Source organism: Stakelama pacifica (assembly GCF_004361835.1).
In the GTDB taxonomy this organism is placed as follows: Bacteria; Pseudomonadota; Alphaproteobacteria; order Sphingomonadales; family Sphingomonadaceae; genus Sphingomonas; species Sphingomonas pacifica.
Genome location: NZ_SNWD01000007.1, coordinates 156,714 through 181,243, shown reverse-complemented (window position 1 = coordinate 181,243; position 24,530 = coordinate 156,714). Strand labels below are relative to the sequence as shown.

The window sequence follows — 24,530 nt, the reverse complement described above, 5'->3', positions numbered from 1 at the left end:
AAACCCCAAGTCTAGCCCATTAACAGGGCCAAGGTCGGTCTGCTTCCGATCGTGCAGCATGGCTCACCTCGCTAATTAAAGTATATAATTGCCACGGCGGCGCGACCGGGTAAGCCCAATCCTAACGCCGCCGCTGTAGTCGTGACACGCAATCTGCGAATAACACTGTTGTTGCGGGCGGGCAATCTTAATCCACCTGATACGCCCTGATATAGTCGATACTCAACCGCGCTCACCGGTAGCCCGGCGAGTTGTATCCGACCCCCACATCTGTCTCCATGCAGTAATCTCCGCCCGGTGGCGTACCCTCGCGGAACTTAGCCGGGTTGCCGCGTCCATCGCTCAGACGCGGATATAGGTCGGGATACCAGACAAAGCTCCCGCCGTCGTCAGCCGATAGGACGCCTCGCCCATCCTCGTATCCTGGCGCATAAATCGAGATGCGGTCACGCACCGTGCGGTCTGTTCCCGGTGCGACATAGATATCTCGGCAGATAATCTTGTGCGACGTATTGTTCCACTGATCTACGGTATCGCTGAACCAATAGGCCGACCCGTATCCGCTATTTTCCGCCGTATTGTCGAGGCAATATGCATTCGATTTGATGATGTGAATATCGCCGGTTATTTCGCTCTGCGGCGGTACGAAGAATCCCTGATAGTTAGTCGTGAAGGTGGTTTTGTACGAAAACAGATTCCGCAGCGGGTAGCTAAGCTGAAAGAAATCCGGGTGCAGTCCTGCGTTCTCGCCGCGCAATCCGTTGCACCAGCAGTTTTGGAGATACACGTCGGGGCGTAGACTGCCACCCCCGCCCGCCGAAAAAGCATCTGAGGGACGCCGAATAAGGTTTATCGCGATGCCTTCGATAAATACGCTTTCGCTGATGCCTGCCCATTGCATCGCCCGTGAGCCAGAGCCGGGGTTGTAATCCACCCGACCGCCGATCTGGCGCACGTTGCGGCCCTTGGTCAGGTTGAACCCGCTGATACGCGGCACGCCGGGGGCGATGAAGAGAATGTCGGTGCTGGTCGATGAACCAGCAGGGTCGCCTTGGAACCCGGTCGGCAGGTTAACCGTGATGGGGTTGGATAGCGCCGGAGGCGAGAAGAGCAGCCGATTGCGATACGGCACAGCGGGCGGGCGAATGACGCCTGCATTCTCAAGGGCCGTCAGGATTTGCTCTTTGCTATCCCCGTCATTGAACGCTGGCGCGATTATTGCCTCTGTAGGCTTGATGCGGATCGTGCTGCCACCGAGCATCGGCATTATTCGTCCTCCTGCGTGCAGCTATCGAGCGCTGCGATCATCTTATCCGCCCACTTTCCGTCGCCCTCGTATTCAACGAGTTTGGCTTTCAGAATGAAGGCGATGGCTTTGTAATCTGCGGGCAGGCTGCCAACCGGCGCGGGCTTGGCAGGCGCTTCCACCTTGCACGGGCGCTGCGTCTCGACAACGCGATCCTGATATTCGACGCGAACGCCAGCGGGCGGGCAATCGGGATGCGAACAGGCGGCGAGCGGCAAGAGAACCGCTAGACAGGCTAAGCGCTTTTTCATTGTTTCAACTCCTGCAAAGCTTCATCCGATACCGGGCAAGACGGCGTGTCAGCCGCGTGCTGTGCCATCCCGAGCAACCGGGCGATCCGCTCATCAGACTTGGCCGCGTCGGCTCCCATGCTGGCGAGGCGCTGCTTGTATCGGGCAAGGCGCTCCGCATCGGCTTTCGCCCGTGCATCAGCGGCGGCGTTCGTCTCGTTCATGAGGGTGCGGCAATGCGACAGGCTTTCGAGCGTGGCATTGTGCGCCGCGCTTTCCGCCTCTAACTGGCGTTCGACCTTATGCAGCGCCGCGAGATGCTGCCCCCGCAACTTATCGACCCGCAGGCCCCACAGGGTTACGCCGATCAGCGCCACCGCCATGATGCCGCCAAGGATCGCGGTGACGTTGCCCTTGAGGCGATCGAACAGGAAGCCGAGGCCGAGATTGCCGAGCATCAGCCCTGCCCCTTCGTTGCGCGCGCGGCCTCTACGTCCTTATCCTTCTTACCGATGGACAGGATGCCCGATGCTACCAGAGCGGCAAGCCCGCCGGGGTAAGCTGTACACCATGCGACAGGATCGAATTTGACGCCCTGAAACGCCATTGCGCACCCCATGAACGCGACCGGCGAGAATATTGCAGAGATAGCCGCGACCCATGTGATGACGCGCCCGATCTCCGGCTCGCCATTCACATTGTAGAGCATGGTTTTGAGGAGGCTCATCGCGCCCACGCCCCCGTCTTGGCGTGCAGCCATGTGAGGAAGTCGCCCACCGTCTTGCCCTTCAGGATAGACGGGTTGGCCTTCGTAGCGGCGGGACCGGCAAGCGCCTCTGCGCTGGCTTTCACGTCCGCACCAATTACCTCTGCCGCAGTTCCCGCGCCGAGGAAGTGCGCAGCGTAAAGCGATGCCCGGTTGATCGGGATTCCCTTCGAACGCAGATATTGCGCGTTCTTCTCGGTGAACGTCTTGGCGCGACGAAGCTGCTCTTGCTCCGAAGGAAACAGCCCGCCGAATGCCTTGCTGGCGTCACTGCCCCATGTTCCGCCCTCGCCCTGCCACGTTGATTTAATGAACTGGTACAGGCCGGAAGCGCTGGACGTTGACGCCTTCACATAGGGACGGTTGCCGCTTTCGATCTTGGCCAGCATGGGCCAGTAGTCTTCGGGCAATTCGTCGCCCGTTGCTAGGGCTGGCGCGGTATCCAGCGTATCGAGCAGCGCGTCGATCCGGTCCACCTCGTCCTGAGTGAAGCCCTTGCCGCGCGCATCGCGGATAGCGTCGAATATCGGTTTGCGGTTCATGCTTATTCTCCCACCCCTTTGATGGTTGCCAGACGGCGCAGCGCGTCCCCGAATCCGTCATCAGCCGCTACGGCCATGCCGACCAGTTCGCGCGCCTGTGCGATGGCCGGATTGCGCGGGTTCTCGCTTTCAAGCGCATTGAGCGCCAAGGTCAGCGCGTTCGTGATGAAGACTAGATTGCTCCGGTCCCGTTGTGCCTGACGTTCCAGATGTTCGACCCGGGCATTAAGATCGCGGCGATCGTCAGCATCCGCTTTCCGCACAGCCATCCGGGTTGCGCTCATTTGCGCGAGCCATTCCGGCCCCTTCTTCACCACAGCGCCGAGCAGAGTGAAGCAGGCAAGAATGACCATGCCCCACAAACCATAAGCCGTGGGGGTCCAGTTATTCGCGGCGGCGGCGGCGCTCTGGATTGCTGGCCCGGTCATAGCGGCGTCCGATGCAAAGATGCAGCAGATGCCAAGCCCCTACGAGCGCGGCGGCGGTCAGCAATCCCGTCAGCAACGATCCACCCCCCGGTGATAAAGACCTGCGACCACGCCAGATAATAGAGCGTCCACCAATAATGATAGCGCGCCCATGCCCCTCCATCAGATTGCAGGAAGCCGCCATGGCAAACGAGCATCGCCGCATAGGTCGCGATGATCGCAACGTTCCAGTTGCTCCGCCTCTCCGCCCCCCACCAGAAGCAGAAGATGAAAAGCCCGGCGAGATAGTCGGTAATCATCCAGATCGGGACGGGGAAATCGTTCCCCGCTACCTTGACCGCTGCGGTATTCATCCCCCAGTTTAAAAGCAGCGCGAATGCTGCCGCCGTGCGCGCGCGGCGATGCTTAAGCACCGAAGCGATGCACATGGCGAGCAGGCCCACCAGCAGCGACAGCACAAGCGCCATGTGTCAGACCCCCGGAGGCGTCGGAGGCGGGCCGTTACCGCCGCTGGATGCCTGCGGGGCCACCTGCGAGACGGGATCACCCACGCCTTCGATAGCTTCACACAAATCTGTGACAGCGTTTTCCAGCGCCGTCAGCTTGGCTTTGATGTTCTCGACGGATTCTTGTTTGGTCATGTTATTTCCTACTTTGTAATAAAAGTGTTAAAGCGTGCCCTTCGCCGTCATCTGCCAGCCCGACACATATTCAACTTCCAGCCATTGGCCGGTCGCGAGGTTGAACGGACCACCAGTCACCCCCGCGACTATGAGGTTGAACGCACCGCCCGATGCAGCAGTCCGAGCAATGCGGAACCTGTCGCCGTTCTTCGCACCAGTCGTGGAAACGGTCACAGTGCGATCGGCAGTCAGCGAGGTAGCGCATACCTGCGTCGGAGGATTGTTTCCGACGATGAGTGTAGCATCGGCATTGCCGAGCGTTGCCGCACCCGATCGGATGCGAGAGCCTCGGAAGCCAGGCAGCGTATTGAGCGCCGTTCCGTCGCTGGTGTTGCCGCTATATGCAACGTTGTCATAAGAAACCCCGGACACCGTAGAGATGGCAATGCCGGTAGTGTTGTTGCGGATATAGAGCGCGCCGAACGTCGGGTCGGTGACAGTCACCATCCGAAGACCCTGACTATTGCCATCGGTGAGAAGATACTGGTTGGTGAACCGATCCGCCCCGCTAAGTTCAAGGCCATACCCCGAAGCGTTATTCTTCGAGGTGATGATCGGAACGGTCACATCGTCGGACAGGACGCGGACTGAGCCGCCGCCGTCATTGTAGATTTCGCCGATGGTGAGACCATTGGCGTTTCCTTGGATCAGCACAGCCGCGCCGGTCCCGGCGTCCGAAGTTTCGATCCTCCCGATATTGCCGGGGCTTTCGATGCGCACTTGGTCAAGCCCGCTCCCATCCACACGGATGCTATCCGCATCGACGCGGCCACAGTTGAATGTGCGGAAACCGATCTGCTTGGCTCCCGATATTTCGATTTCGCCAAATGACGCGGAAATGCCGTTAAGGACGTAGATGCCGTCCTGCGTGACGGTAGGTGCCCCGCTGAGGATCGCCCGGTCAATTCGGAGGTTTTCATCCTCGACCAGCGAGACGCCGATGTAGTAATCCCAGCTATCGGCGATAAGATTACCGATCCGAACATTCTTGGTGCTTTTCGTGGTCAGAATCGATTGCGTGTTGTTCCGCACGATCACGTTGTCGATGCTGATGTTCTCGGGCTTATGGTCGGCATCAATAGTCGTCGCAGCGTCGATGCTCAGCGCATAGGCTCCATCGGTCGCGCTGTCGCAGATGATCTCACCGCACGTCAGGTCTTTCGTGCCGACATAGAGGTGGACACCATTGCTGCCGCCCTCCGCCGTCTGATTGACGTACGCGGGGTCGATTTCGGTGATCCTGATCTTGTCGATGTTCGTCTTGCGGCAATAGAAAGTGCCGACGCGAACCGTCGATGTCGCCGTTCCGATGACGCGCGTGTTGTCGGTCCAAGTGATTTCGGTTTCGCCCGGATTGGTGTCAGGTCCGCGACCGATGGCGATGTGGATCGTGCCGTCAATGATCGCACCCTCATCGAAGATAAGCGTCCGACCGCTAACGGTGTTGTTGAGATAGCAGCGATAGATTCCGGGCGGGAAGCGAAGCACAAGCGCGGTCGGGTCGGCCATCAACGCATCTGCTGCGGACTGGCAATCGGTGTTGTCGTTCGTCAGGCCGCGAGTGAGGACGTTGATCGGTTGAACCGCCATCAAAGCGTCGATCGCGTCCACGGTGTACGTCTTTCGCTCAAGCGTCGAACCGCCAGACGTGCGTGTGTAGATCGAGATAAAGCCATCGCCAGCGTTCACGGCGAAGGACTGGCCTACCGTCGTCGCCGCTTCCCCGGCGGCCTTGCTGGTATAGGTCGGGCCTACGAAGGCCTCGGCGGTTGATGCGGCAAGAAATGCTGCATCACGATACACTTCCGCCTGCTTGGTGATCGAGGAAAGGACAGACGCACCCGGCACAACGATCGTGCGGGTTTCGTCAATTACACGCACTACTCGATCAACCATTAAAGCGCCTCCCCAGCTTTCAGAATAAGTTTTCCCCGCATCCGGCGCGTCTTTTCATGCCCCCCGCCGGTGATATCGAGCGCGAACACCAGTTCGATATCGCCTCCTACGGGCGCGCTTTTGCGGATTGCCTCGCCGGTGGTTTCGTTAAGGCGGATTTGCACATCGCTGTGCGTGTGCTCGATGCCGTCGATCGTTTCCGTAACGGTCGAGCAAGACACGCCTTGCGCGTTGCTGGCGGCATTGCCCAGCGTCAGAAGCGGCGTTGCTTCGTCGGGATAGTTGCGCACCTGAAGGTCGAACGTCGCGGCGGAATAGTCGATATCTTCGAAGCGCGTTACGTCCTTCAGGAGCGTTCCCCGATACCAGAAGATTTCGACAACGGCGGGGGCGATGCTCATGAATAGCTCTCCGCAAAATGTTCGACAAAGCGGACGCTGCCGTCTGGGTATCCCATGCTTTTCGGGGTCGGCATGGCACCGTCACGGCGCATCACGCAGCGCGGGTTGAGGAAATCCACCGGCGTTCCTGCCGACACAGCTTCACGCAACGGGGTCTTGAATTTGATCGTCGTATCAGCGCCGGAAATCGATACGATCTCGGCCACTTCGTAGCAGCGCGCCCGGACGGTCGGATGTACGATCGTGAACTTGACCCCAAAACTCGGAGGCAGAGAAAGCCCGGTTGCGGTTATGGTGATCTGCGTTGCACGAAGCGCGGCGTCGGTTTTGACTACCGCGCCGGTGTTTGCGGTGGGGAAATCGCTTTCGTCCCAAAACGGAAGGCCACCGATCGGGAGGCGAATATCGCCCTGCCCCTGCGCGCGCGCGTCGGTGAATAGAACCGTCATGGGGGTTCCGCCGTCGAGATGACGGGAGCAAGCGCGATAGGCCCGCTCAAGTTCAGGATCGTCGATGTACGCCGCGCCGAACTCGGCAAACCAGTGCCCGCCGCCATCGGTAGAAATAACGTCTTCGATTCCGGTGATCGAAGTGCCGCCACTGAGGATCTGCGCCTCAATGTCGATATTATCGCTTTCGAAGGCGAATAGAGGCGTAGGGAATACCTTCATGCGACGGACGATATTTCACCGCCGTCACGCAATTTGCCGCCGTTAGCCGCTACACATCGGTCTGTTGTTTGATGTTATGCGACAGCACGCCGTTCGAGACGTAGGTATGCGCATCGGTCACGGTAATCTTCGCGACCGTCGCGGTTCCGTCAGGAACGCCGATCGCCTCCATGTGCACCCATCCGCCGCCGATCCATATCCGGTGATCAGCGGTAGCGCGCATACGCTTCACGCCTATGTCGGCTGCGAATACCGGCTCTTCGGCAAACTCTACCGCCTCTACATCAAAAGCGCCCCAGTCCATTCCGGGCGAGGCTTCAGGGTCGGGGAGCGTCCAGACTTTATCCCCAGCGACAATATCCCCGGCCCGCTTTTGCGTACCGTCTGCCATCAGGATAAGCGTATCGACTTCGGGGCAGTATCCGCCGCCGCCACCGCCGCCTGCGCCACCACCGCCACCGGTCGTGATCGTGAAAGACGCCTCAGCCGACAGGTTTAGTAGCGCAGGATTTTTCGACCATTGATCAAATGCCGCAACGCGCGTGTAATATGTATCGGCGGACAATCCATAAACGGTGTGCGGCGAATAGCCGTTGTTCTCGTAAACCAGCCCTTCGGTCACTGGGTTAAACCCTGCGGTCGTCGCCACATAGATCGAATACCCAGCTACCCCGCTTTGAAGGTCGAAACTGATCGTGCCGTTATATTGTCCGCCAGTTGCTGAGATGTTCGCCACAGCAGGCGGCGCGGGCTTGCTCAGAATACCGGTTGTCGCTTCGGTGCCCGCTCCGGCGCTATTAACGCCAGCGACTTTGACGATATAGGACCGGCGTATTCCGTCTATCGCTGCTTCGTCAGACGCGTAAGTCGCAGTCCGGGTGGCGCTGTTGATCGTGCGTATCAACGTCGTGCCATCATCGGCATAGATGCGGAAACGATAGGTAGAGGCGCGCGCAATCGGGTCGCTCGATACGGTAAGCGCGTTGGTCCAGCCCACCAGCGTGATGCCGGTAGCCGCATCGGGCGGCGTCGCATCGGTCGATGTGTTTACGGTTGACGGATCGGACCAGCCCGAAAGCCTGCCATCCGAAGCGCGGTATTCGACCTCTATTTCGAGGTCAGCCGTCACCGGAATAAAATCGGTGATGAGTGTTACAGTGCCAGTGTCCGCGTCAACATCGGGATATTCCTGTTCCTTCCATGCACTGTTGCCGTCCTTGCGGTAGCGCAGATACCATGTCAGGCCGAGCAAGCCCGGATCGGTGATGACACACACCACGCGAACGCCGGTCCCGCTGTTGTCTACGGCCTGTTCGTATTGGGCGTAGGCATTGGTGATGACGGGCACGGCCAGCGGGGCGCGGGTTACGCGATTGCCCACCGGCGCGCCTTCACCGTCTTCGGTGGCAGGGTTCCATGCGTCTATGTTTGGCTCGACAGCGGCCCATTCGAACGTGACACCACCGGTGAGTGGATCGCGTTCGATAGACTGAATTTCTGCGGGGCCGGAATAGAAGGTAGTGCCCGCCTCCGCGCTCGTCAGGTCGATATAGCGCTCACCGAGGATGATCTTGCCGCTGTAGGTGGTGCGGATCGTCCCGCGCGCCGGGGCGTTGGCGCGGGCCATCTGGCGCTTTGCCAAGCGTCGGCCTTGCGTGAAAGACGGAACAACTGCGTTCAGTTCGGCGGTATTCTCGCGTCCAAGCTCGCTGATGCTGTCCTCGTCGCGCCACGGATCGGCGTCAACGCTGGCGTAGTCGTGCTGGCTGGAGATATATGGAACGGCGATTTCATTGATTGTGTTTTCGCGCTCAACACCAAGCTGGTCGCTGTGATCCACGATCTGGTCGGGGCCAATGGAAACCGTGGGCGTGTAGTAGACGCCCGAATACATCACGATTTCGCCGCGCTCATTTTCGACATACCAGCCATCGAAGCAGGCAAGCAGCGATGCGATGATGTTCGCCGGTTCCTGATCGGCCTCATAGCTGAAGGCGGTGCGATACTTCTTTTCAGAGCCGCCCGTGCTAAGCGGTATCAGAGTGTCGCAATCGTTAACCGCCGCAATGACCTTGGCAAGCTGCGGAGCGAATGCCGTATTCCAATCGTAACCGCGATAGACCATCATGTAGTGAATGAAGGCTAGCGCCGCGTTATCCGACCATTTCCACGTCGCCTCGTTGTACGGGTCTTGTGTGACGTCACGGGGATCGTAAACGGTGGTCCAATCCCCAACGAGCGACAGCTTGTAGTTATCGCCCTGCGGGTAGGTTTCGAGGAACCACTTTTCCTTTTCCGGCGCTTTGGTGAGATAGGCGCACACCATGCCATCACCGCGATGATTGCTCGTCCATATCCCCGGCAGTAACGAGATGATCCACGAAAACGCGGTTTCGGTCGGCGCGCCAAGCGTCCATCCCACCTTGACCCGCCCACCTTGGAAGCGGTCGTCAGCAAATTGGTTCACCGTGTTACCGGATAGCGTGACCTGATCGTCGTTCAGATAGACGCGGCGAATCTGTGCGGCGCGGCCATCGTGGTAGGCCCCAACATCTACGCTGGTTCCGTTCGAAGACGTATCAAACGCCAGCGCGGCGGCGTAGCGCCGTGTCGTGCCATATCCCCGCACCCGCTTGGGACGCTCGGTTTTGATCTCGGTTTCGGTCTGGGCTGGTGGGGGCGCCTTCGGTCCAAGCAGTGAGGACAGCGCCGCGCCCGCCGCCGCGCTGCCGATCAGGATGGCGGCGCTTGCAAGCTGGCCCAACCCCGGCACTACATTGACGACGACAGCGCCCGCCAGCGCCACGATTTGCCCGATCGCCCTACCCATTGACAGGCCCCCATGCCATTACCGGTTCGGCGCGCAAGAAGGCCATCCCGCGCGACAGGCGGACAGCCCAATTTGAGCCTGTGAATATACCACCCACCTCCACCGGCGTGCGGCCAGGCCCGATGACACGCACGATCCCCACATCGCCCGCCATAGGCGCGCTGCGGCGGCGTATGCCGATCGACAGCAGCCCTTTCGACCAAAGCACCGACAGCCCACCAGCCTCGGCTATCAATGCCTCTGCTTGTGCATCGCTGTGATAGTTCCCCCGCCATTCGCGCATCGGGTCGCTATGCCCGCACCGCAACAGCCAATCCGCGCCAAGCGTGCAGCAGTCCGTTATGCCCGGTTCGTAAGGCAAGGCGGCTTGCTGCTTGAGATATGGACCAAGCACTATTTCGGCCCCCAAGCGCGCGTTATGCCTTGGTTCATCTGTGCAACGAGGTTGCAAATCGCGTCGGTAGGCGAGCGCTTGCGCTGGTCCGCGTCGGTCCACCACGCAAGCTGTGCATTGCTTCGGAACGTGTCGCCCGATGAAACGGGAAGCTGGATTGTCAGTTCGCGCCCGGTATCGGTTGCGCGCCCGGACGTGATAAGCACATCGCAGGTAAAGCGCCCCTCCCACTCTGGCGCGCCTTCGATCTGCCAGTCGCGATCAAATGTAACTGCCCCAACGTGCAGCGTTGCGCCGCGAATCTCGCCGCGATCCTCATTCGCGAACCGCAGCGTTTCAGGTGTTACCCCGCTCACAGTGAAGGTAGGGCGCTGCGCCACCCCGTTAATCATCGCCTGAAGCGCGGGCACTTCGATAAGTGAACCGATGCCGAGATAACGCGCGCCGGACGGATCGACATAATCGCCCGGCACATCGAGCCATCCGAAACCCGACCAGAGGTAACAAACCGGGTTGACGCCTAGCCGCCAGACAATGGAACGCCGATAGTCCGCCATGCGCGAACGCTACCGCCGTCGTGTCGTTCCGATTGCCGCCGTCAAAAGCGTGACGTGCCGTATTTCTGCTTGTGCTGAAGCGCGGTCCCTACGTCCTTCATCGACTGGCGATAGCTCGCCTTGCCCGCCCGCTCCGCGCTCTCGTTGCTGATGCGCTGCATGTCGGCATAGAGTTCCGCCGTCACCACCGCGCCCCGGAGGTTGAATTGCGGCGCGCTGATGACCATTGCGCCCGTGTTGCGCGATGCCCGCGCGTTCGGCACAACATTCAACGTCTCACCACGGCTTACCCGCGCGACCGGCTTTCCGTTGAGGCTGAGGACGTTCTGATCCATCCCCCCATTGCCGCCGATCATCATCGATCCGCCATTTGCAAAACGCGCGAGACTGTCCCCAATGCCGGGCGTTGTTCGTGCCGCAGGACCCTGCGTGAATCCAGCCTTGCTTGAGCCACCGAATATACTGGAGATGCTCGACACAAGCCCGCCAAAGAACCCACCAATACCGCTTTTCTGTTGGCTAGCTCCTGATAACGCATCCATGAACGGGCGCAGAATGGTTTGCTGGATAAATATGTCCAACAACGATTCCAGCAGCGGGTCTTTCACACCGATCTTTTTGGTGATGGCGTCGGTGATTCCTCGGTTGACGCTCTCAAGCTGCTGGACAACCGCATCCTCAACTTGGGTGCGCGGGTCTCGCATGCTCTGGCGATAGCGTTCCAGCGGGCCTGCATATTGCTGGTTTATTGCCTCGGTTCGGGCAGCGGCGATGCCGCCCAGCGCTTCAAGCCTGCGCCGCGCGATTTCTTTTTCCGCTTCGGTTGCGGTGCGTGATGCGATGATGCCCTCTTGCCGCGCGCGCTCCTGTTCGAGTTCAAGGTCAAGCAGGCGCAAGGCAGCATCGCGGCGCTTTTGCACCGTGTCGGCAATGGACGCCTGAACCTGCGCAATCTCCATGGTGTTTTCGCGATCGGCGGCGGCGATATCCAGCGCCTCTTTTTGCCGCCGGTCAGCCTCGCGAAGGTTGATCAGCAGTTGATCTTGTGCAGCGATCTGGTCGTTGACGGTTTTAAGCTCTTCCGCGCGGGCTTCGGTAAGTTCGCCCATCTTGACGGCGGCGTCATAGGATGCGTTGCGGCGCTGGCGTTCGGCTTCGATCTGGTCACGCTCATAATCAGCGATCGTATCAGCCGCGACGGCTACGGCCTGCTTGGCGCGCAGCAAGTCGATATTGGCGGCGCGCTTTTCATCCTCAAACTGCAAATCATCGCGCAGCGCAGCCCTGCGGGCGGCTTCTTCACGCTTGGCAATCGTCTCAGCAGACGGGCCGCGTTTCTTTTTTCCGCCCGTCCCCGTTGAGGAAACAGCGACAGGGCGGGGCGGCGGGGGCAGCTTACCACCGCTTGCGATGAAGTCGGCAGAAAATAGCGGGTTACCGCTTGTCGCGGCCTCGATAGCCCGCTCCGCCGCTTTCGTCTGGCCGCGCGATTGTGATTTCTTGAACGCATCGCGAAAGCGCTTGCCGAATTGCGACGACTGGTAATCGCCGGGCACGAAAACGCTATCCGGCAGGCTGACGCCAGCTTGCTTAAGCCCGCCCTGTATCGACTTTGCAGCGACAAACGGGGCGTTTCGGATCGTGTCGATCGTATCGAAAAGGCCGAACACATATTCGGCGGAGCTTTGCGCGTTCTGGTTGATCTGCCCAAACGCGGATTGTGCCGCTGCGACCATAGGCTCGAACACGCTGGCCAATCCTTCGAACGCAGCCCGAATGTCAATTCCCGCCTGCTCCGCGCTATCAGCAAGGCTGGCAAAGCCCTCCGACCCGTCGCTAAAGAAGCTGGCCAGCATAGAGGAAAATTCCCCGCCACGATCAAACGCGCCAAAGGTGACGATCGCGGCATTGCGCACCTGCGTCATTGCCTGATCAAATGTGACCGGCAGTTCCTTGAACTCGCTGTCGATCTGGTCGGTATAACGGCGTTCGGTCAGGGCCTTGATCAGCTTGTCGGCAGACAGCTCCCCAGCTGCACCCATGGCGCGCAACTGGCCTATGGTGACGTTCAGGCTGTCGGCAAGCAGTTTCGCGAGGCGTGGTGCGTTTTCAAGAACGCTGTTCAGTTCTTCTCCGCGCAGCGTGCCCGATTGCAGACCCTGAAGGAACTGGCGCAAGCCGCCCGCTGCCTCTTCCGCGCTCGCTCCGCTGATCTGGAACGATTTCGTTACCGTCTCTGTCGCACGCGCGGCCTGCTCCTGTGTAATGCCAAGCTGCACCGCATTGCGCTGGAATGTCGCATATAACTGCGCCGTCTCTTCCAGACCGTTCCGCGTTTCCTGTGCGATCCGCTCAACGTCGCGTTGCGCCTGCCCGAAGTTGCCGCTCTCGCGGGTGGCAAGTCGTAACTGCGCCTCAAGCTGTTTTGATGCGTCAGTAAGGCGCAGAAACTCGCGAGCGAGGGCAATGGTGCTGATTCCTGCGAATAGACCTATGGCGGCACGCTTAATGGAATTGAGGCCCCCGACCATGCGAGCGCCCGACCGGTCAACCGTATCCTCAAGGCGGCGAAAGCGCCTGTCCATATCGGTGACGCTGGAATCGACCATTCGCGCGGTTGAACGAAGCTCAGCTTTGAACTTTGCGTTCTCAGCGCGGAGTTCGAGAATAACGGGGTCAACCTCGGCCATGCGCTTGCGCTAATGCAGTGGTATCGGTTAGGTTGCCGACGGTAGGAGATGAGAAATGAAAACCTGCCCAGCCTGCAAAGAGCGCATCAAAGGTGATGCTACCCGTTGCGCGTATTGCCAGACCAGTTTTTCCGCTGCCGATATAGCAAGCGGCGAAGCAGAACAGAAAAATCAGCGCGCCTATATTTGGGTGATCGGCTTTGTCGCTTTCCTGCTTGTGATCTATTGGCTGGACCATGGCGGGGCTGAAGAGGCGGCGTTGCATATGTTCTGACCGTCAGTGCAGCGCCGAATGAGCCCGCATCGCAGCCTTCAATTGCGGGGATGCCTTGCGCGGTTCAGGGCTACCGGTATCGTCAGACGTATGCGCTTCAAGCGCCTCGGCATATTCCCAAAGCTCTATGCGGGTATGATCTAGTCCAAGCTGTCCGCAGTTGGCGATGACGAGCCCCCGGTCGAATCCCCGGCTATCGGCTGTTCCGCCTCTTCGGCTTTTTTTTTGAGCGTCACGCCGCGAATAACCGCGTTCAGAACGGCCCACGCGATATATTGCCCTTCGACCAGCGGGCGGGCCGGGAACAGGTATTCATCGACAAGCTGCTGCGCCTTGCCGGGGCCGACTTCGATTTCTTCGCCAGCCACAAAGCCAGAATTACCGCCGATCAGCGCGCAACGGATGACTTCGCGAATATCGCGGGCATGGGCCGCGCCGCCGCCCAGATATACCGGTTGCTCCGTGTCCTGCTGTTGCCCAAGGCCCGCCTCCAGTTCGTCCAGCATGATATAGATGGACTTCGGCCGGGTGATGCCTTCGTGATCTTTGAAGCCGCAGCTTCGCTCAATCTCGAATATCTGCTTGAGGGTGAGGCGAAGCTGATACTTGCCGTCACCGAACGCGATCGGCTCGATTGCGGTTTCCATTACGCAGCCGCCGAATAACTCCACGTTCCGTCGCTTTCCAGCGTGATATCCCCGGAGCTATCAGCGTTGGCGTCGAACGTACCGTTGTCGGTCGTCAGCATGAACGAACCGAAATAGGTGCCCATGAGCGCGCCGGTGTCGGTGCCGTCATATTTGTAAAGCTCGATTTCATAGTTCGCGATCTGCCCGAACGCAGCTTCGAAATCAGCGATATTATCGACGTTCGCTGCGCCCGAGCCGGTTACAGTAAGCGCCTTGCCCGTCGCCTTGATCTTACGAACCGGGGTTACGCCCATTTTCGTGCAGTCGCGACGATAGCGATCGCTCGTCTGTGCGGCCTTGTTGACCGAGACGTTCTCGATACCGCAAATCATGGTGAACACTTCCGGGTCGGCTCCGTCGCCCTTTTTGATGAGCGCGAAATCGGGTTCGTTGGGCAGCGACATGGGGTCAATTCTCCGCTATTTGCGGGAAACGCTAAGCCCGATCAGTCGCTTTGTTTGCCGCCATCAATTGCGCCGCGCTCCCACATGCGCTTACGCAGATATTCGGCGCGCATCTGGCTTTCGGGATCAACGGCGGGCGGCGGGTCATGGTCGATCGCCAGCACGCGAAGGCGGTGAGCCGTCATGGATAGCTGGTCGGCCAGTTCCTTGACCCGTTCCCGGCTTGCGCGCGTGTCGTATTCGTCCGCCAGATCGACCAGAGCCTCAGGCCCGATCAGTTCGGCACGGATCATCAATAGGATTGCAGCTTCGGGCAAAAGGTCGTCCACAAGGAAAGCTATACGCTATGCCGCCCACCCGGTCATCACTTTTGCGCGGAACTCGATAATTCCGTGCAACTGGCTTGCATCGCCATCGATAAGCCGCTGAGAATTGATGTAGCGCAGCGTTGCCTTGCCATCGGTAAAGGTCAGTGTTTGCCGGTGCAGGTTCTTCTTGATGGCGGCCATGATGCGCCCGATATGATCCTCAACCGTTTCGACCTCCGCGCCGCCCTGCTTGCGCGAACCGGCGAAAACATGGAGCGTCCATCGGATGCTCTCGCCGCGCTGGCACGATGCGTCTTGCGGTCCATCTATCGGCGTTCCGGCCTTGATGAATGGCCATGGCGGCGTAGCAGGCGCGGATTGCCCATAGATCGACGTGGCGGGCACAAGGGCGGTGACGGCACTGTCAGCCTTCAGACTGATCAGTATCGCCCGCCGCAGTTCCGTTGTCAGGTCCATTGCCCTTGCCCTTCTTCAGCACGCCAGCCTCGCGGGCTTCGCGTTCAGTTTCGTTCGCGATCGAATAGGAGTGTTCAGCGAGATAGCGAACCGTGCGCGTAGCGTCGGGGCGATAATCCCAATCTTTCGAAAACGTCACGTCCTTCATGTCCCCGATCCTTTCACAGCTTTGTTCATGGCCTGCTGCACTAATCGCTTGACCTCACTCTTCTTTTTGTCACGCGCGGGCCTCATAAATGGTCGTTCGGCCATCTTGCTTGTGCCGAACTCCAGATCAGCGGAATATGTCGCATCACTTCGAACGGTAGCTTTTAGCGAGCCAGCGCGATGCTCTACGTTGATGAAGTTTGCGAGCGTTCCAGTATCGTTGTTCGGCGGTTGGCCGGGAAGCGAAGGAACATGGCCCGCACCACTTACAGACCCCGTTGTAATAGATATTTGCGCTTCTACGCGGATTTCGTCCGCTCCGACAAAAATAGCCTGATCGACAAGCCGCGTCCCCTCCGGACCGTATAGCCGCGCGAGCCGCTTCAGATGCGCATCCAGTCCTTTGGGGCGCTTAGCCATTATCGACCCTCCCCCGGCACACAAACCCGACACCGGCAGGATCGCGCGACACCGACTGCACCGAATACGTGCCCGCCCCCGGCCCCTCCGTGACGCTGATACGCGCATCGGTCGTCAGGCTATCCAGACCCAGCACGATCAGGCGCACATCGCCCTGCACGAAGCTGGCATCCTGCCGCATGGCATCGGTAGCGTCATCGACTTGGCACCGGCATGGCGTTCGAACGAGCGTTCCCGGCGTGACGATCGAACCGCCTGCATCCAGAACCGGCGCAGTTTCGGTCAGTCGCTCGGCCGCATAAAACGGCGCGCCCACTGCCGCCGCCACGGTGCCCGCAAGGCTTTCAAACGCAGCGGCGAGGTTCACAGTCCCACCGCGCTATTGATGATCCGAACGCCGGGGCCGAGGTTACGGCGCTGTAGCATCTCGAATTGCTGCCCGTATTCGGTAGACTGGTATCCACCCTTCACGCTCGCCTTGACCGCTTCATCGCTGAACGATGCGCTGAAGGTGCCGCTCTTGAAGTTGGTAACTCCCGGCAGTGATGCGATTGCACCTGTTCCGGTCGTGAGCGCGCCGCTACGCACCATCATGTGCGCGGCATAGGTGATTTCCCCAAGCGCGCGATCGTCCTCTATCGGCCATCCCACCGTGAACCGCGTGGCGTCGGTAAGCCATAGCTGCACCGTGGCGTCGGGAACGTCAGCGAATGCCGGGTATCGGGTCTTCAGATCGGCAGGCGTGGGCGCGACATAAGCCATGTCTATTCTCCAAATACCGTAATGGCGTTGGCCCGCGAGCCGTCCGGGTTGACGATAAGCACCGGCGTGGTTTCGACGCGACGTCCTGCCCCACCCTCTAGGTCTGGTAGCTGGTCTACCATCAACCTTCCCGGTGAAGCTCGATTGCGGAAATGATATCCGCTTTTTTCGTGATGCCTTCGAGGTCTGCGCCTTCATCGTCCGCGATCAGCTTAAGCTCATCCACGGTGTGGTCGGACAACTCCTTGCGGCTCGCTGCCTTACCAAACGAAAGAAACGCCCGCTCCTCTTTGGCAATCTCATCCGAAATAGTAATAGGCTTGGTCTGCCCCGGCAGGATCGTGACCATGCCGTCGCGCGTATAAACGCCGCGTGGTGCCTTGCCTTCGTTCGTTACGGTGTGTTCGGTATAATCGGGCATGTCTTGTCTCCTGAAACAAAAGGGGCGAGCCATACCGACCCGCCCCTCCCTCCACCTACTTGTGACGAAATCCGATCAGGCGGTAATGCCGTCGCGATAACGCACCGCGCCGGGGAGCCGGATTTCGACGCCACCCGTCTTGAAGTAGCCGGGGACTTCGTAAATCATCGGTCCGGAACGCATCGGCTCAAGGAAGCGAAGCGGGACCGGCAGATGCAGCTTCACGACATCGCGGGTATTGCGATACGCGATCATGCGGCCCGTGCTCGAAGCGCCTGCATCCTCAAGCCCGCCAACCGCCTTGATGACGAGGGGCTGGCCGGTCGTCGCGGTGTAGACGTTGCCGCGCATCAGCCAATCAAGGATCGTCATGTTGCTTTCAGCGGCCATCGGCGTAGTCGCGATATACGTGAAAGCAGCGGTCGGGAGCAGAAGCGTATTCGCCATTTCGACGCGCTTCGATCCTTCGTAAACCGAGGTCAGCGCTTCGTTGACATCGCGAAGAACCTGAATCGGTGTCTTTGCCGTCCATGCTCGCGATGAACCGGAACCGTCCGCCGCGACATTGGCAGTGCCGACGCTGGCATCGTTGAACAGGCCGGTCATACCCTTTTGCGTGTCGCCCGACTTCACCAGTTCATCGATGAACTCCTCATAGGCGCGGCGCGCGAACGAAGCGCGTTCGGTGTCCAGCGAAATGCCGAGGCGCGAGGCGTAACCCAGTTCCTCGGTGGTGTAGCGATAGCCGATCGCAGCCATTTCGATCGAATGCGTGAACTTCGTCATGTTCACATCGGCGTTCGGGACATCCTTGGACAGGTGGTTGAACCACTTTGCCTGTCCGACGCCATCCATCGAATAGAACTCGATCGTCTTGGCGAACTCGCCTGCGGAGGTGTCGATCGTCACCAGTTCGGGATACTGGATATCCTCATATTTGGTGCGGAACACTTCCTGTTCGACATATGCGGCCTGCTGGCCAAGGAAGCTAAGCGCCCCCTGTGCGTCGTTCATGAAGGGGTTTGCGTCGATGGTAAGCATTTCTGTTTCCCCCTTACTTCAGGCGAAGCGGAACGAGGCCCGCCGCCGAAATGGTTGCGTCGAAGGTGGCCTTCGGTACGGCAGTGTTGCCGGTCGATACATTGGTCCACGCGCCAGCGCTGGTGACGTAGACAGCATCACCCTTATCGACTGCGACCGATGCCTGAACCGCAACCACACCCAGCTTCATCACAGGCATAGTGTCGCCCTGTTCGAAGGTATCTGCGGTTGCGCTCTCCACGGTCACATCGCGGAAGGTCACGCCCTCAAAAAGCGATGAAGGGGTCGCAGTCGCTTCGTTGTCAGCGGTGCCGGTGAAAACCGCGCGACCGAAGCCGATTGCGGTTGCATCTTCAAGAAGCAGCGAATCCGCGTTGTGGAGTTCCTGATTGACGACCTGCCCAAGCGCGAGAGGCGCGAGTCGGTTGCCGTATGCGGTCTGAACAGCAGCCATTATGCGGCCTCCTTCTTGCTACCCGTCAGACGGGCAATGTATTCGTTGCGTGCGGAATCGCGCTGCATCGCGCTATCGCCGGTCACGATCGGAGCACCCATGTCGCGAACCTGCGTGCTGGCGTCCTTCGCATCGGCGGTCAGGCCATCGAAACGCGCCTCGACATAATCGTCCGACTTGTCGGCAACCGCAGCATCGCCCAGCTTCGCTGCAACGATCGCGCGGCGCATGTCGGCAACCGACTTACCCTTGGCTTCGGGCATCTTGTCGCCCAGCAGAGCCTTGCCCTTCGCGACGACTTCCGCCTTTGCATCGGCCATCGCGTCGATCTTCGCCTGATCGACCTGATTGGCCTTCAGCTTGTCGATTTCGGTGTCCTTCGCAGCGAGCGCCTTGTCATGCTCCGATTTGTCGGCGGTGCGGGCGTCGAGTGCGTCCTTAAGCTGGCCCTGTAGCTTGGTAATCGCCGCCTCCGCTTCATCGGAGACGTTCGACACCTTCAGGCCGTCGATCGTCATGGTCTTCATTTGGGTGTCTCCAATGGGAGGGGTGGCGATGCCTGCCAGTGCATCGGGGTTGCTGTCGCAGAGCGCGAAAGCATCAGGCTTCGCGTCGTTGACACGGCACTCAGGGCCTGCTCTTCCCTGAGATACAAGCGCGACATGGTTGCCACGGATGTTCTTCTGAACTGCGTCATAGGTTTCGCCAGAGGGCGCGGTGCCGCTCTCGATGGCGAGGTCGCAGGAATAGCCGTTGGACAGCTCGCGCTTACCCGCGTCCAGTTTGGAAACGGTGTTGCCGTCCATGAAAGCAAGGTCGAAGCCGACATAATCCCCGTCCTTCACCGCGCCGATAATCGCGCCGCGCGCATGGTCGCGCCAGTTGGCGGAATTGACCGGCTCGCGTGGATGGTCGTCGGTGATAGGCTTCAGCACGAAGCTGGCGAGGGAATCCTTCGCGAACACCTCATCGGCAGGGCGATAGACCTTGACGATCTGGTCGGCCTTGAAGTGCTTACCTTCGGGGTCAACCTCGCTGCCGAGATAGTCATAGACCCCGGCGCGGGCAGAACGGGCACGAACCTTGCGGTAGCCGTCCGAGGAGCGGCCCTTATCTTCTACCGAAAGGCGGTCATGGAATAGCATCTCCCGCACGGTAAAGGTCGCGCGGGCGGGGATTTACCGCCGTTAGGTGGGCGGGGTTATCTCGGCGTAGTGGGTCGGCGTTTCGTAAAAGCTGCTGCTCTCGGCATATTCCCCGGTATGAACTATGTCCCATCTGCCTTCACTATGGGGAAAGGCTTTCCACCATATCACAACAACCGATGACCAGTAGTCAGGACGTGGGTTTGCAGTCCCACCGACATTTCTCTCCCACCAACCAAGCAGAACCTCGCGACCGTCTTTCAGAGATTGCGGCATATCAGCGATCGGTTTCCAGTCGATAGCCATCATTCGCCCGACCTATCAACGCGAATGTTGTGAACCGCAGGCTTAGGCTTTTGCCCCGTCATCGCGTCAAACCACCTCGTAACCGGGCCACGCATGTCACGATATTCGTAATGCATGATATGTGCGATAGTTTCGCCCGACTCGTCCAATAAACGATCGCCCTCGGTAAGCTGGTCGAGGCGCAAATCGCCGCGCTGGGTTCTTACGATTGTGTCCGGCCCCATCACTCGCCCTCCGCCAGTAGCGCGTCGATCATGGCTTGCCATCCTTCGAACGCAACCGCTCCATCAACAAGCAAATCCATGCCCGCTTGGGTGTTGTGGTCAATGACGACCCCTTGTTTAGGCCATCCAGGCACCGCTGACCGCATCATCGCATTGCTCGGCTCGCGGATCGCGGCTATGACGTCGATAGCGCAGCCTCGTATATCATCGGGATGCATTTCAACGCCATGATGACGCAGTGTGGCGGTGAGCGCCCGCGCGGCGCGTTCAAGCGGGGTCATTCCACGCCTCCACAGGAACGCCATTGCCCAGAATTAGCGTTTCGCCACTCACCTCCACAACACGAAACAACCCTCCAACGCCTTCGAAATCTAGCTTGACCAGCTTCCCGATAGCGTCCGTGGGCTTGTCGCCTAAACCGTTCGGCCAGTGCCTCATTTTGAATGAGATTGGCTCCGGCAAGTCTCGCATCGCTAACCCATGCCGGTTTAAGCGCCTTATGTCGCGCGGCATCATGAAGCCAATCGACAATTCGCCAATGATTTTGCTATCAGGCGCATCACTCATGATCGAACCTCCTACGTTCGGTTGTGGTCAGACCCGGCCCGGTGTTTGCGCATCGGGTCGGGTTGCTGCGGCCCCGGCACCTGTTCAACCATAAAGGCAGGACAGCACAAAGGCGATGACACGGCGCTTACCCGGCGTTCCGCAGCCCGCGCACCATAGCACCAAACACCCTGCACCCGAAACAAAAAGCGCGCTATTCCGAACCATACCGGGAGATGAACCCGCTACCCTCCCCGGCTTTACGCTTTCGCGCTGGTTCGGCCTCGCACCGGCGCGCACCCGGTGTGGAAGTGGAGGACGGGTGTTCTAATCTAGGACAAGCACCGATTTCGACCGGCATCCGCAATAAGGCGGGCGGCCCGGCCAATCATCGCGCGCGGGCGGCTCGGCAACCGTCTTGCCGTTTACCGTCTTGCCCTGCATATCGGCCTCTTCGCTATACAGGTTCCCGTCGCGCGCCTGATGCCATTCGCGAGGGTGTAGCTTATGGGATGACACCCACTGCCACACCGATAGCCCAGCCTCTCGCCTGCGTTCGTCGGCAAGCTCGCTGCTGATCTTGCTGAGCTGGTCGCTGGCGATGTTGATCGACCGACGCTGCGACATGCCCACCACTTCACGTATACGCGCCGCCACATCGCGCGCGGGTTGCCGCTGTGTCAGGCCCGAAAACACCGCATCCCCGATCTTCTTACGCGCCTCGTCCGACACGTTACGGATCAGCTTCGTATTCCACTCGATATAGGTGTCCATCGTCGCGCGAACGTCAGCAGGGCCGAGTAGCGTGCCAAGGTCAACGCCAGTCGCGGACAGGACAGCACCGCGCCAGCTTCCCCGCTGCCACTGCTCTGTCCGCAATACCCAATCGCGTAGGCTGGCAGTCAGGGTGATGAACAGCCGATCAAACGTATTTGATGCGCCGTCAATCGCGCCCGATATGTCAGCAGGGGCATCGGTCGTCATGGTGTCGATTGTGCTGGCGTATTGCGCGATGATCGTGTCCGCCGCGCTCGCCCATAGATCGACCACAGGCTTGTAGCAGCGCTGGTATAGGTCGGTCGCGAGCATGGCAGGCGGGCGAATGTCACGGAACACGATTGCGCTGCGCCGGAAGTTGCGTTGCCGCCGCGCCATGCTTGCGAGGTCGTAGCGGGGCACTAGACCAACCCTTCAAGCCCCGTTGCCGTGGTTCCGGTGGCATGAACGCGAACGATCGTCCCCGTAAGCGGCATACCTACTGCGATCTCAGTGTCTCGCGTGCTGCCGTTGGCGAAAGTGACGCGGATCGTGCCGTCGGTGCCGCTGATAGGCTTCAGGCGCACCTCGCGCACCACCGTGGACAGGTCCGCGCTGTCGTTCGGCGCGATCGGGATAATGTCCGATGCGGGGTCAGTCGTAACCGAGGGTGAGCCATCCGGGCGGATTGCCAGAACCGGCATAGATTCAACGCGACGATTTGCGCCGCCTTCAAGGTCGGGGAGTTGGTCAGCCATCGCTTATTGCTCCTTCACGCCGGACTTCCAATCCGGGTCCAATTCGCTGAACAGTTCCGGGCCGAACACCAGCGGCCCTTGATACGGTTCGATAGTATCAACATCGACGCCTTCGGCCTGCAATGTGAGCGTGATGTGCGGGCGATAATCAGGCCAATCCCATGAGGCACCAGCGTTGCGGATCGCGTCATGGCGGTATTGCAGTTCGTTCGACTGGAACAACAGCGCTACCGCATCACCATCGCCAAGGCGCTCTACGGTGCGCGGACCACCGGGCTTAACCCGTAGCTTGCCATCCTGATCGCTTGACCAGTCCTCGCCCACCGTGAACCAATCGACGGCGGCGCGACTGTAGGCGACTGTCACGTGCATATCGTCTGGTGCCAGCGTTGTTTCGAGGCCCTGCGACTTCGCCCACCGGATCACTTCCGCTGCATTCAACAGTTTACGTTCGACGTAGAGCGTCTTGCTCGCAGCATCTGCCACGAAGCGCGCATCATTAGCCGCACGGCGGCGGGGGGTGTTGTTTGCTGTGGCCCCCGCCGTCGAGGGAGATATTTGACCACCTTCCTTTCCGCTGCTTGCGCTCGCTGCTTGCGCCTCGATAAGGGCTGAAGGATCGGTAAGCGCCGGGTCCACGCTCGATTGCAGGCCAAACCGCTCTTCGTCGGACATGCCTTCGAGCGCGTTATCCAGCCCCGGCATATACCCGCCTTCGGTAAGCGTGTTTTGCACCGCCTCGTTAAAGGCCCGGTCAGGAATAGCGGTAAGCCCAGCGATCTTTTCGAGCGCTTGGCTGATCTTGAAGAACGTCTCTGCCTGCTGCGCCTCGGTCGGGGTGTCGAGCGGTGCCCATTCGTACCAAATGTCAGGGTTCGCGCTGCCCAGCGCGGACTGGATCAGATACGGGTCTAGACGATCGAGACACGGCCCCATTTCGAGCGTCTGCATCGCCCGGATTTTCTTGCGCCAGTCCTCTTGCTGCGACTCACCGCTGGCGTTCATGCCTTCCGGTGCGCGTCCAAGCAGCCGGGTGGCGGGAATGTCGCTGATCGCGGACGCCCACTCGCCATAAGCGTTCATCACGTCTTTCATGCCGCCGAACGAATAGGTGGTGTCGTCGATGCGCTCGCCCGACTTCCCATCCCCATCGCCCGCGTCATAGACGATCGCGTTGAACATGCTTTCCGACACGGTGAAGTTGCGCATCCGGCGCTGGAACAGGGCTTCACCCTCGTCGGTCGCGACATATTCCGACAGCTTCGGAATACCGATGCGCAGGTTGCGCGCCTTCGTGATCAGCGATGCGAATGCCGAACGCGCCGTGTCGCTGTCCTGAACCGCGTCGAGAACCTGTGCAATTGTGCTTTCGCCCCAGAAGTCTTCCACGTAATTCGCCACGCCAAGTAGCGAGGGCGACGGGTCACCCCGGAACGGAACGACGCGCGACGGGTGAATGAGCTGCTGCCCGCGTGTCGTCGTCATGCGATACATTTCGGGTTCACCGAAACGCGGATCGCGGCTGTCTTCGATCAGGCGGTTAAAGGTAAGCTGCCAGCGGTTGACCACATGGATATAGGCCAGCCCGCCCTTTGCGATCGTCGTGGGCGCGGGCTGTGACATATCCCCCGGCAACCCCATGATGAGCGCACCTCCGCCGAGCTTGCGCAGGACTTCGACCTGTCGGGTTTTCTGCTTCAGGCCGAGGCGCTTTTCCTCTGCCTCGATTGCCTTGATCTGGTCGCCATCCGCCTGCCAGTCGCGCCACTCGCGAACCATATCCAACGGCGGGATGGTGATGATCTTGCGCATCAGCCCGGAGCCGCGATAGGCGCTCGCGATATCGTACTGGCTCAGGGTGCGCGCGGCATAGGCGTTTGCGGTGCGCGGATCGCCCGCCATGCCCATGCCGGTGAGCGAGTTCGTCAGGCTATCCAGAGAATAACCCGGCTTGAGACGGAAGGATGATATGCGGCCACCGGACATGGCTGGAACGCTACGGGT

Annotated in this window: 34 protein-coding genes; 1 reads left to right on the top strand and 33 read right to left on the bottom strand. The window is 59.9% G+C overall.

Annotated features, from left to right (window positions below; all coding sequences use genetic code 11):
* Positions 1-232 precede the first annotated feature (232 nt).
* The 15 genes from EV664_RS11780 to EV664_RS11720 form a co-directional block, all read right to left on the bottom strand.
* The gene (locus tag EV664_RS11780) at positions 233-1,267 is read right to left on the bottom strand and encodes a hypothetical protein (protein ID WP_133495912.1); all 1,035 of its coding nucleotides are present in this window, start codon (positions 1,265-1,267) and stop codon (positions 233-235) included.
* A complete protein-coding gene (locus EV664_RS11775; RefSeq protein ID WP_133495911.1) occupies positions 1,267-1,524 on the bottom strand; it encodes a hypothetical protein in 258 nt (85 codons plus the stop codon). Before EV664_RS11775 ends, EV664_RS11780 begins: the two co-directional genes overlap by 1 nt.
* 29 nt (positions 1,525-1,553) lie before the next feature.
* Positions 1,554-1,994 carry a hypothetical protein gene (locus EV664_RS11770; protein WP_133495910.1) on the bottom strand — a complete coding sequence of 147 codons (441 nt, stop codon included), beginning with the start codon at positions 1,992-1,994 and terminating at the stop codon, positions 1,554-1,556.
* The gene (locus tag EV664_RS11765; protein WP_162848836.1) at positions 1,994-2,263 is read right to left on the bottom strand and encodes a hypothetical protein; all 270 of its coding nucleotides are present in this window, start codon (positions 2,261-2,263) and stop codon (positions 1,994-1,996) included. Before EV664_RS11765 ends, EV664_RS11770 begins: the two co-directional genes overlap by 1 nt.
* Complete coding sequence (locus EV664_RS11760; protein WP_133495908.1) at positions 2,260-2,844, bottom strand: lysozyme family protein; 585 nt, start codon at positions 2,842-2,844, stop codon at positions 2,260-2,262. Before EV664_RS11760 ends, EV664_RS11765 begins: the two co-directional genes overlap by 4 nt.
* Before the next feature lie 2 nt (positions 2,845-2,846).
* Positions 2,847-3,197: a hypothetical protein gene (locus EV664_RS11755; protein ID WP_133495907.1), complete on the bottom strand. Its 351-nt coding sequence runs from the start codon at positions 3,195-3,197 to the stop codon at positions 2,847-2,849.
* A gap of 71 nt (positions 3,198-3,268) precedes the next feature.
* Positions 3,269-3,739, bottom strand: a complete 471-nt coding sequence (locus tag EV664_RS11750; protein WP_133495906.1) for a hypothetical protein — start codon at positions 3,737-3,739, stop codon at positions 3,269-3,271.
* 3 nt (positions 3,740-3,742) lie between these two features.
* The gene (locus tag EV664_RS19265) at positions 3,743-3,913 is read right to left on the bottom strand and encodes a hypothetical protein (RefSeq protein ID WP_162848835.1); all 171 of its coding nucleotides are present in this window, start codon (positions 3,911-3,913) and stop codon (positions 3,743-3,745) included.
* A gap of 27 nt (positions 3,914-3,940) precedes the next feature.
* On the bottom strand, positions 3,941-5,566 hold the full coding sequence (locus EV664_RS11745; protein ID WP_211338503.1) for a hypothetical protein: 1,626 nt from the start codon (positions 5,564-5,566) through the stop codon (positions 3,941-3,943).
* Positions 5,567-5,850: 284 nt separating this feature from the next.
* Positions 5,851-6,252 (bottom strand): hypothetical protein, encoded by a 402-nt coding sequence (locus EV664_RS11740; protein WP_133495904.1) that lies wholly within the window; start codon positions 6,250-6,252, stop codon positions 5,851-5,853.
* Positions 6,249-6,923 carry a hypothetical protein gene (locus tag EV664_RS11735; RefSeq protein ID WP_133495903.1) on the bottom strand — a complete coding sequence of 225 codons (675 nt, stop codon included), beginning with the start codon at positions 6,921-6,923 and terminating at the stop codon, positions 6,249-6,251. The genes EV664_RS11740 and EV664_RS11735 overlap by 4 nt, the downstream gene beginning before the upstream one ends.
* A gap of 49 nt (positions 6,924-6,972) precedes the next feature.
* The gene (locus EV664_RS11730; protein ID WP_133495902.1) at positions 6,973-9,753 is read right to left on the bottom strand and encodes a Hint domain-containing protein; all 2,781 of its coding nucleotides are present in this window, start codon (positions 9,751-9,753) and stop codon (positions 6,973-6,975) included.
* On the bottom strand, positions 9,746-10,147 hold the full coding sequence (locus EV664_RS19790; protein ID WP_373287510.1) for a DUF6950 family protein: 402 nt from the start codon (positions 10,145-10,147) through the stop codon (positions 9,746-9,748). Before EV664_RS19790 ends, EV664_RS11730 begins: the two co-directional genes overlap by 8 nt.
* Complete coding sequence (locus EV664_RS11725) at positions 10,147-10,704, bottom strand: hypothetical protein (protein WP_133495901.1); 558 nt, start codon at positions 10,702-10,704, stop codon at positions 10,147-10,149. The genes EV664_RS19790 and EV664_RS11725 overlap by 1 nt, the downstream gene beginning before the upstream one ends.
* Positions 10,705-10,745: 41 nt before the next feature.
* Positions 10,746-13,394, bottom strand: coding sequence for a tape measure protein (locus tag EV664_RS11720; protein ID WP_133495900.1), 2,649 nt, complete (start codon positions 13,392-13,394; stop codon positions 10,746-10,748).
* A gap of 55 nt (positions 13,395-13,449) precedes the next feature.
* Between EV664_RS11720 and EV664_RS11715 the strand changes: the two genes are divergently transcribed.
* Positions 13,450-13,668, top strand: coding sequence for a zinc ribbon domain-containing protein (locus tag EV664_RS11715; RefSeq protein WP_133495899.1), 219 nt, complete (start codon positions 13,450-13,452; stop codon positions 13,666-13,668).
* A gap of 140 nt (positions 13,669-13,808) precedes the next feature.
* On the opposite strand, the gene EV664_RS11710 is transcribed toward EV664_RS11715, so the two are convergent.
* The 18 genes from EV664_RS11710 to EV664_RS11625 all read right to left on the bottom strand — a co-directional run bounded on the left by EV664_RS11710 (position 13,809) and on the right by EV664_RS11625 (position 24,512).
* Positions 13,809-14,315 carry a hypothetical protein gene (locus EV664_RS11710; RefSeq protein WP_133495898.1) on the bottom strand — a complete coding sequence of 169 codons (507 nt, stop codon included), beginning with the start codon at positions 14,313-14,315 and terminating at the stop codon, positions 13,809-13,811.
* Entirely contained in the window at positions 14,315-14,761 is a 447-nt protein-coding gene (locus EV664_RS11705; protein ID WP_133495897.1) for a phage tail protein, read from the bottom strand. Before EV664_RS11705 ends, EV664_RS11710 begins: the two co-directional genes overlap by 1 nt.
* Positions 14,762-14,802: 41 nt before the next feature.
* Positions 14,803-15,054, bottom strand: a complete 252-nt coding sequence (locus tag EV664_RS11700) for a hypothetical protein (protein ID WP_133495896.1) — start codon at positions 15,052-15,054, stop codon at positions 14,803-14,805.
* A gap of 51 nt (positions 15,055-15,105) precedes the next feature.
* Positions 15,106-15,546, bottom strand: a complete 441-nt coding sequence (locus tag EV664_RS11695; protein WP_133495895.1) for a DUF3168 domain-containing protein — start codon at positions 15,544-15,546, stop codon at positions 15,106-15,108.
* Positions 15,494-15,694 carry a hypothetical protein gene (locus EV664_RS11690; RefSeq protein WP_133495894.1) on the bottom strand — a complete coding sequence of 67 codons (201 nt, stop codon included), beginning with the start codon at positions 15,692-15,694 and terminating at the stop codon, positions 15,494-15,496. The genes EV664_RS11695 and EV664_RS11690 overlap by 53 nt, the downstream gene beginning before the upstream one ends.
* Positions 15,691-16,113, bottom strand: a complete 423-nt coding sequence (locus tag EV664_RS11685; protein WP_133495893.1) for an HK97-gp10 family putative phage morphogenesis protein — start codon at positions 16,111-16,113, stop codon at positions 15,691-15,693. The genes EV664_RS11690 and EV664_RS11685 overlap by 4 nt, the downstream gene beginning before the upstream one ends.
* Entirely contained in the window at positions 16,106-16,480 is a 375-nt protein-coding gene (locus EV664_RS11680; RefSeq protein WP_133495892.1) for a hypothetical protein, read from the bottom strand. Before EV664_RS11680 ends, EV664_RS11685 begins: the two co-directional genes overlap by 8 nt.
* A complete protein-coding gene (locus EV664_RS11675; RefSeq protein ID WP_162848834.1) occupies positions 16,477-16,875 on the bottom strand; it encodes a DUF4054 domain-containing protein in 399 nt (132 codons plus the stop codon). Before EV664_RS11675 ends, EV664_RS11680 begins: the two co-directional genes overlap by 4 nt.
* A 121-nt stretch (positions 16,876-16,996) precedes the next feature.
* Entirely contained in the window at positions 16,997-17,296 is a 300-nt protein-coding gene (locus EV664_RS11670) for a hypothetical protein (protein WP_133495890.1), read from the bottom strand.
* Between the two features lie 75 nt (positions 17,297-17,371).
* Positions 17,372-18,337, bottom strand: coding sequence for a DUF2184 domain-containing protein (locus EV664_RS11665; protein ID WP_133495889.1), 966 nt, complete (start codon positions 18,335-18,337; stop codon positions 17,372-17,374).
* Between the two features lie 13 nt (positions 18,338-18,350).
* Positions 18,351-18,791: a structural cement protein Gp24 gene (locus tag EV664_RS11660; protein ID WP_133495888.1), complete on the bottom strand. Its 441-nt coding sequence runs from the start codon at positions 18,789-18,791 to the stop codon at positions 18,351-18,353.
* Positions 18,791-19,936 (bottom strand): DUF2213 domain-containing protein, encoded by a 1,146-nt coding sequence (locus EV664_RS11655; RefSeq protein WP_133495887.1) that lies wholly within the window; start codon positions 19,934-19,936, stop codon positions 18,791-18,793. The genes EV664_RS11660 and EV664_RS11655 overlap by 1 nt, the downstream gene beginning before the upstream one ends.
* 42 nt (positions 19,937-19,978) lie before the next feature.
* A complete protein-coding gene (locus EV664_RS11650) occupies positions 19,979-20,245 on the bottom strand; it encodes a hypothetical protein (RefSeq protein WP_133495886.1) in 267 nt (88 codons plus the stop codon).
* Between the two features lie 220 nt (positions 20,246-20,465).
* Entirely contained in the window at positions 20,466-20,747 is a 282-nt protein-coding gene (locus EV664_RS11645; protein WP_133495885.1) for a hypothetical protein, read from the bottom strand.
* Complete coding sequence (locus tag EV664_RS11640; RefSeq protein ID WP_133495884.1) at positions 20,734-21,033, bottom strand: hypothetical protein; 300 nt, start codon at positions 21,031-21,033, stop codon at positions 20,734-20,736. Before EV664_RS11640 ends, EV664_RS11645 begins: the two co-directional genes overlap by 14 nt.
* Positions 21,034-21,339: 306 nt before the next feature.
* Entirely contained in the window at positions 21,340-22,191 is an 852-nt protein-coding gene (locus EV664_RS11635) for a phage minor head protein (RefSeq protein WP_229668234.1), read from the bottom strand.
* Positions 22,191-22,526: a spike base protein, RCAP_Rcc01079 family gene (locus EV664_RS11630; RefSeq protein ID WP_133495883.1), complete on the bottom strand. Its 336-nt coding sequence runs from the start codon at positions 22,524-22,526 to the stop codon at positions 22,191-22,193. The genes EV664_RS11635 and EV664_RS11630 overlap by 1 nt, the downstream gene beginning before the upstream one ends.
* Positions 22,527-22,529: 3 nt before the next feature.
* The gene (locus EV664_RS11625) at positions 22,530-24,512 is read right to left on the bottom strand and encodes a phage portal protein (RefSeq protein WP_133495882.1); all 1,983 of its coding nucleotides are present in this window, start codon (positions 24,510-24,512) and stop codon (positions 22,530-22,532) included.
* Positions 24,513-24,530 lie beyond the last annotated feature (18 nt).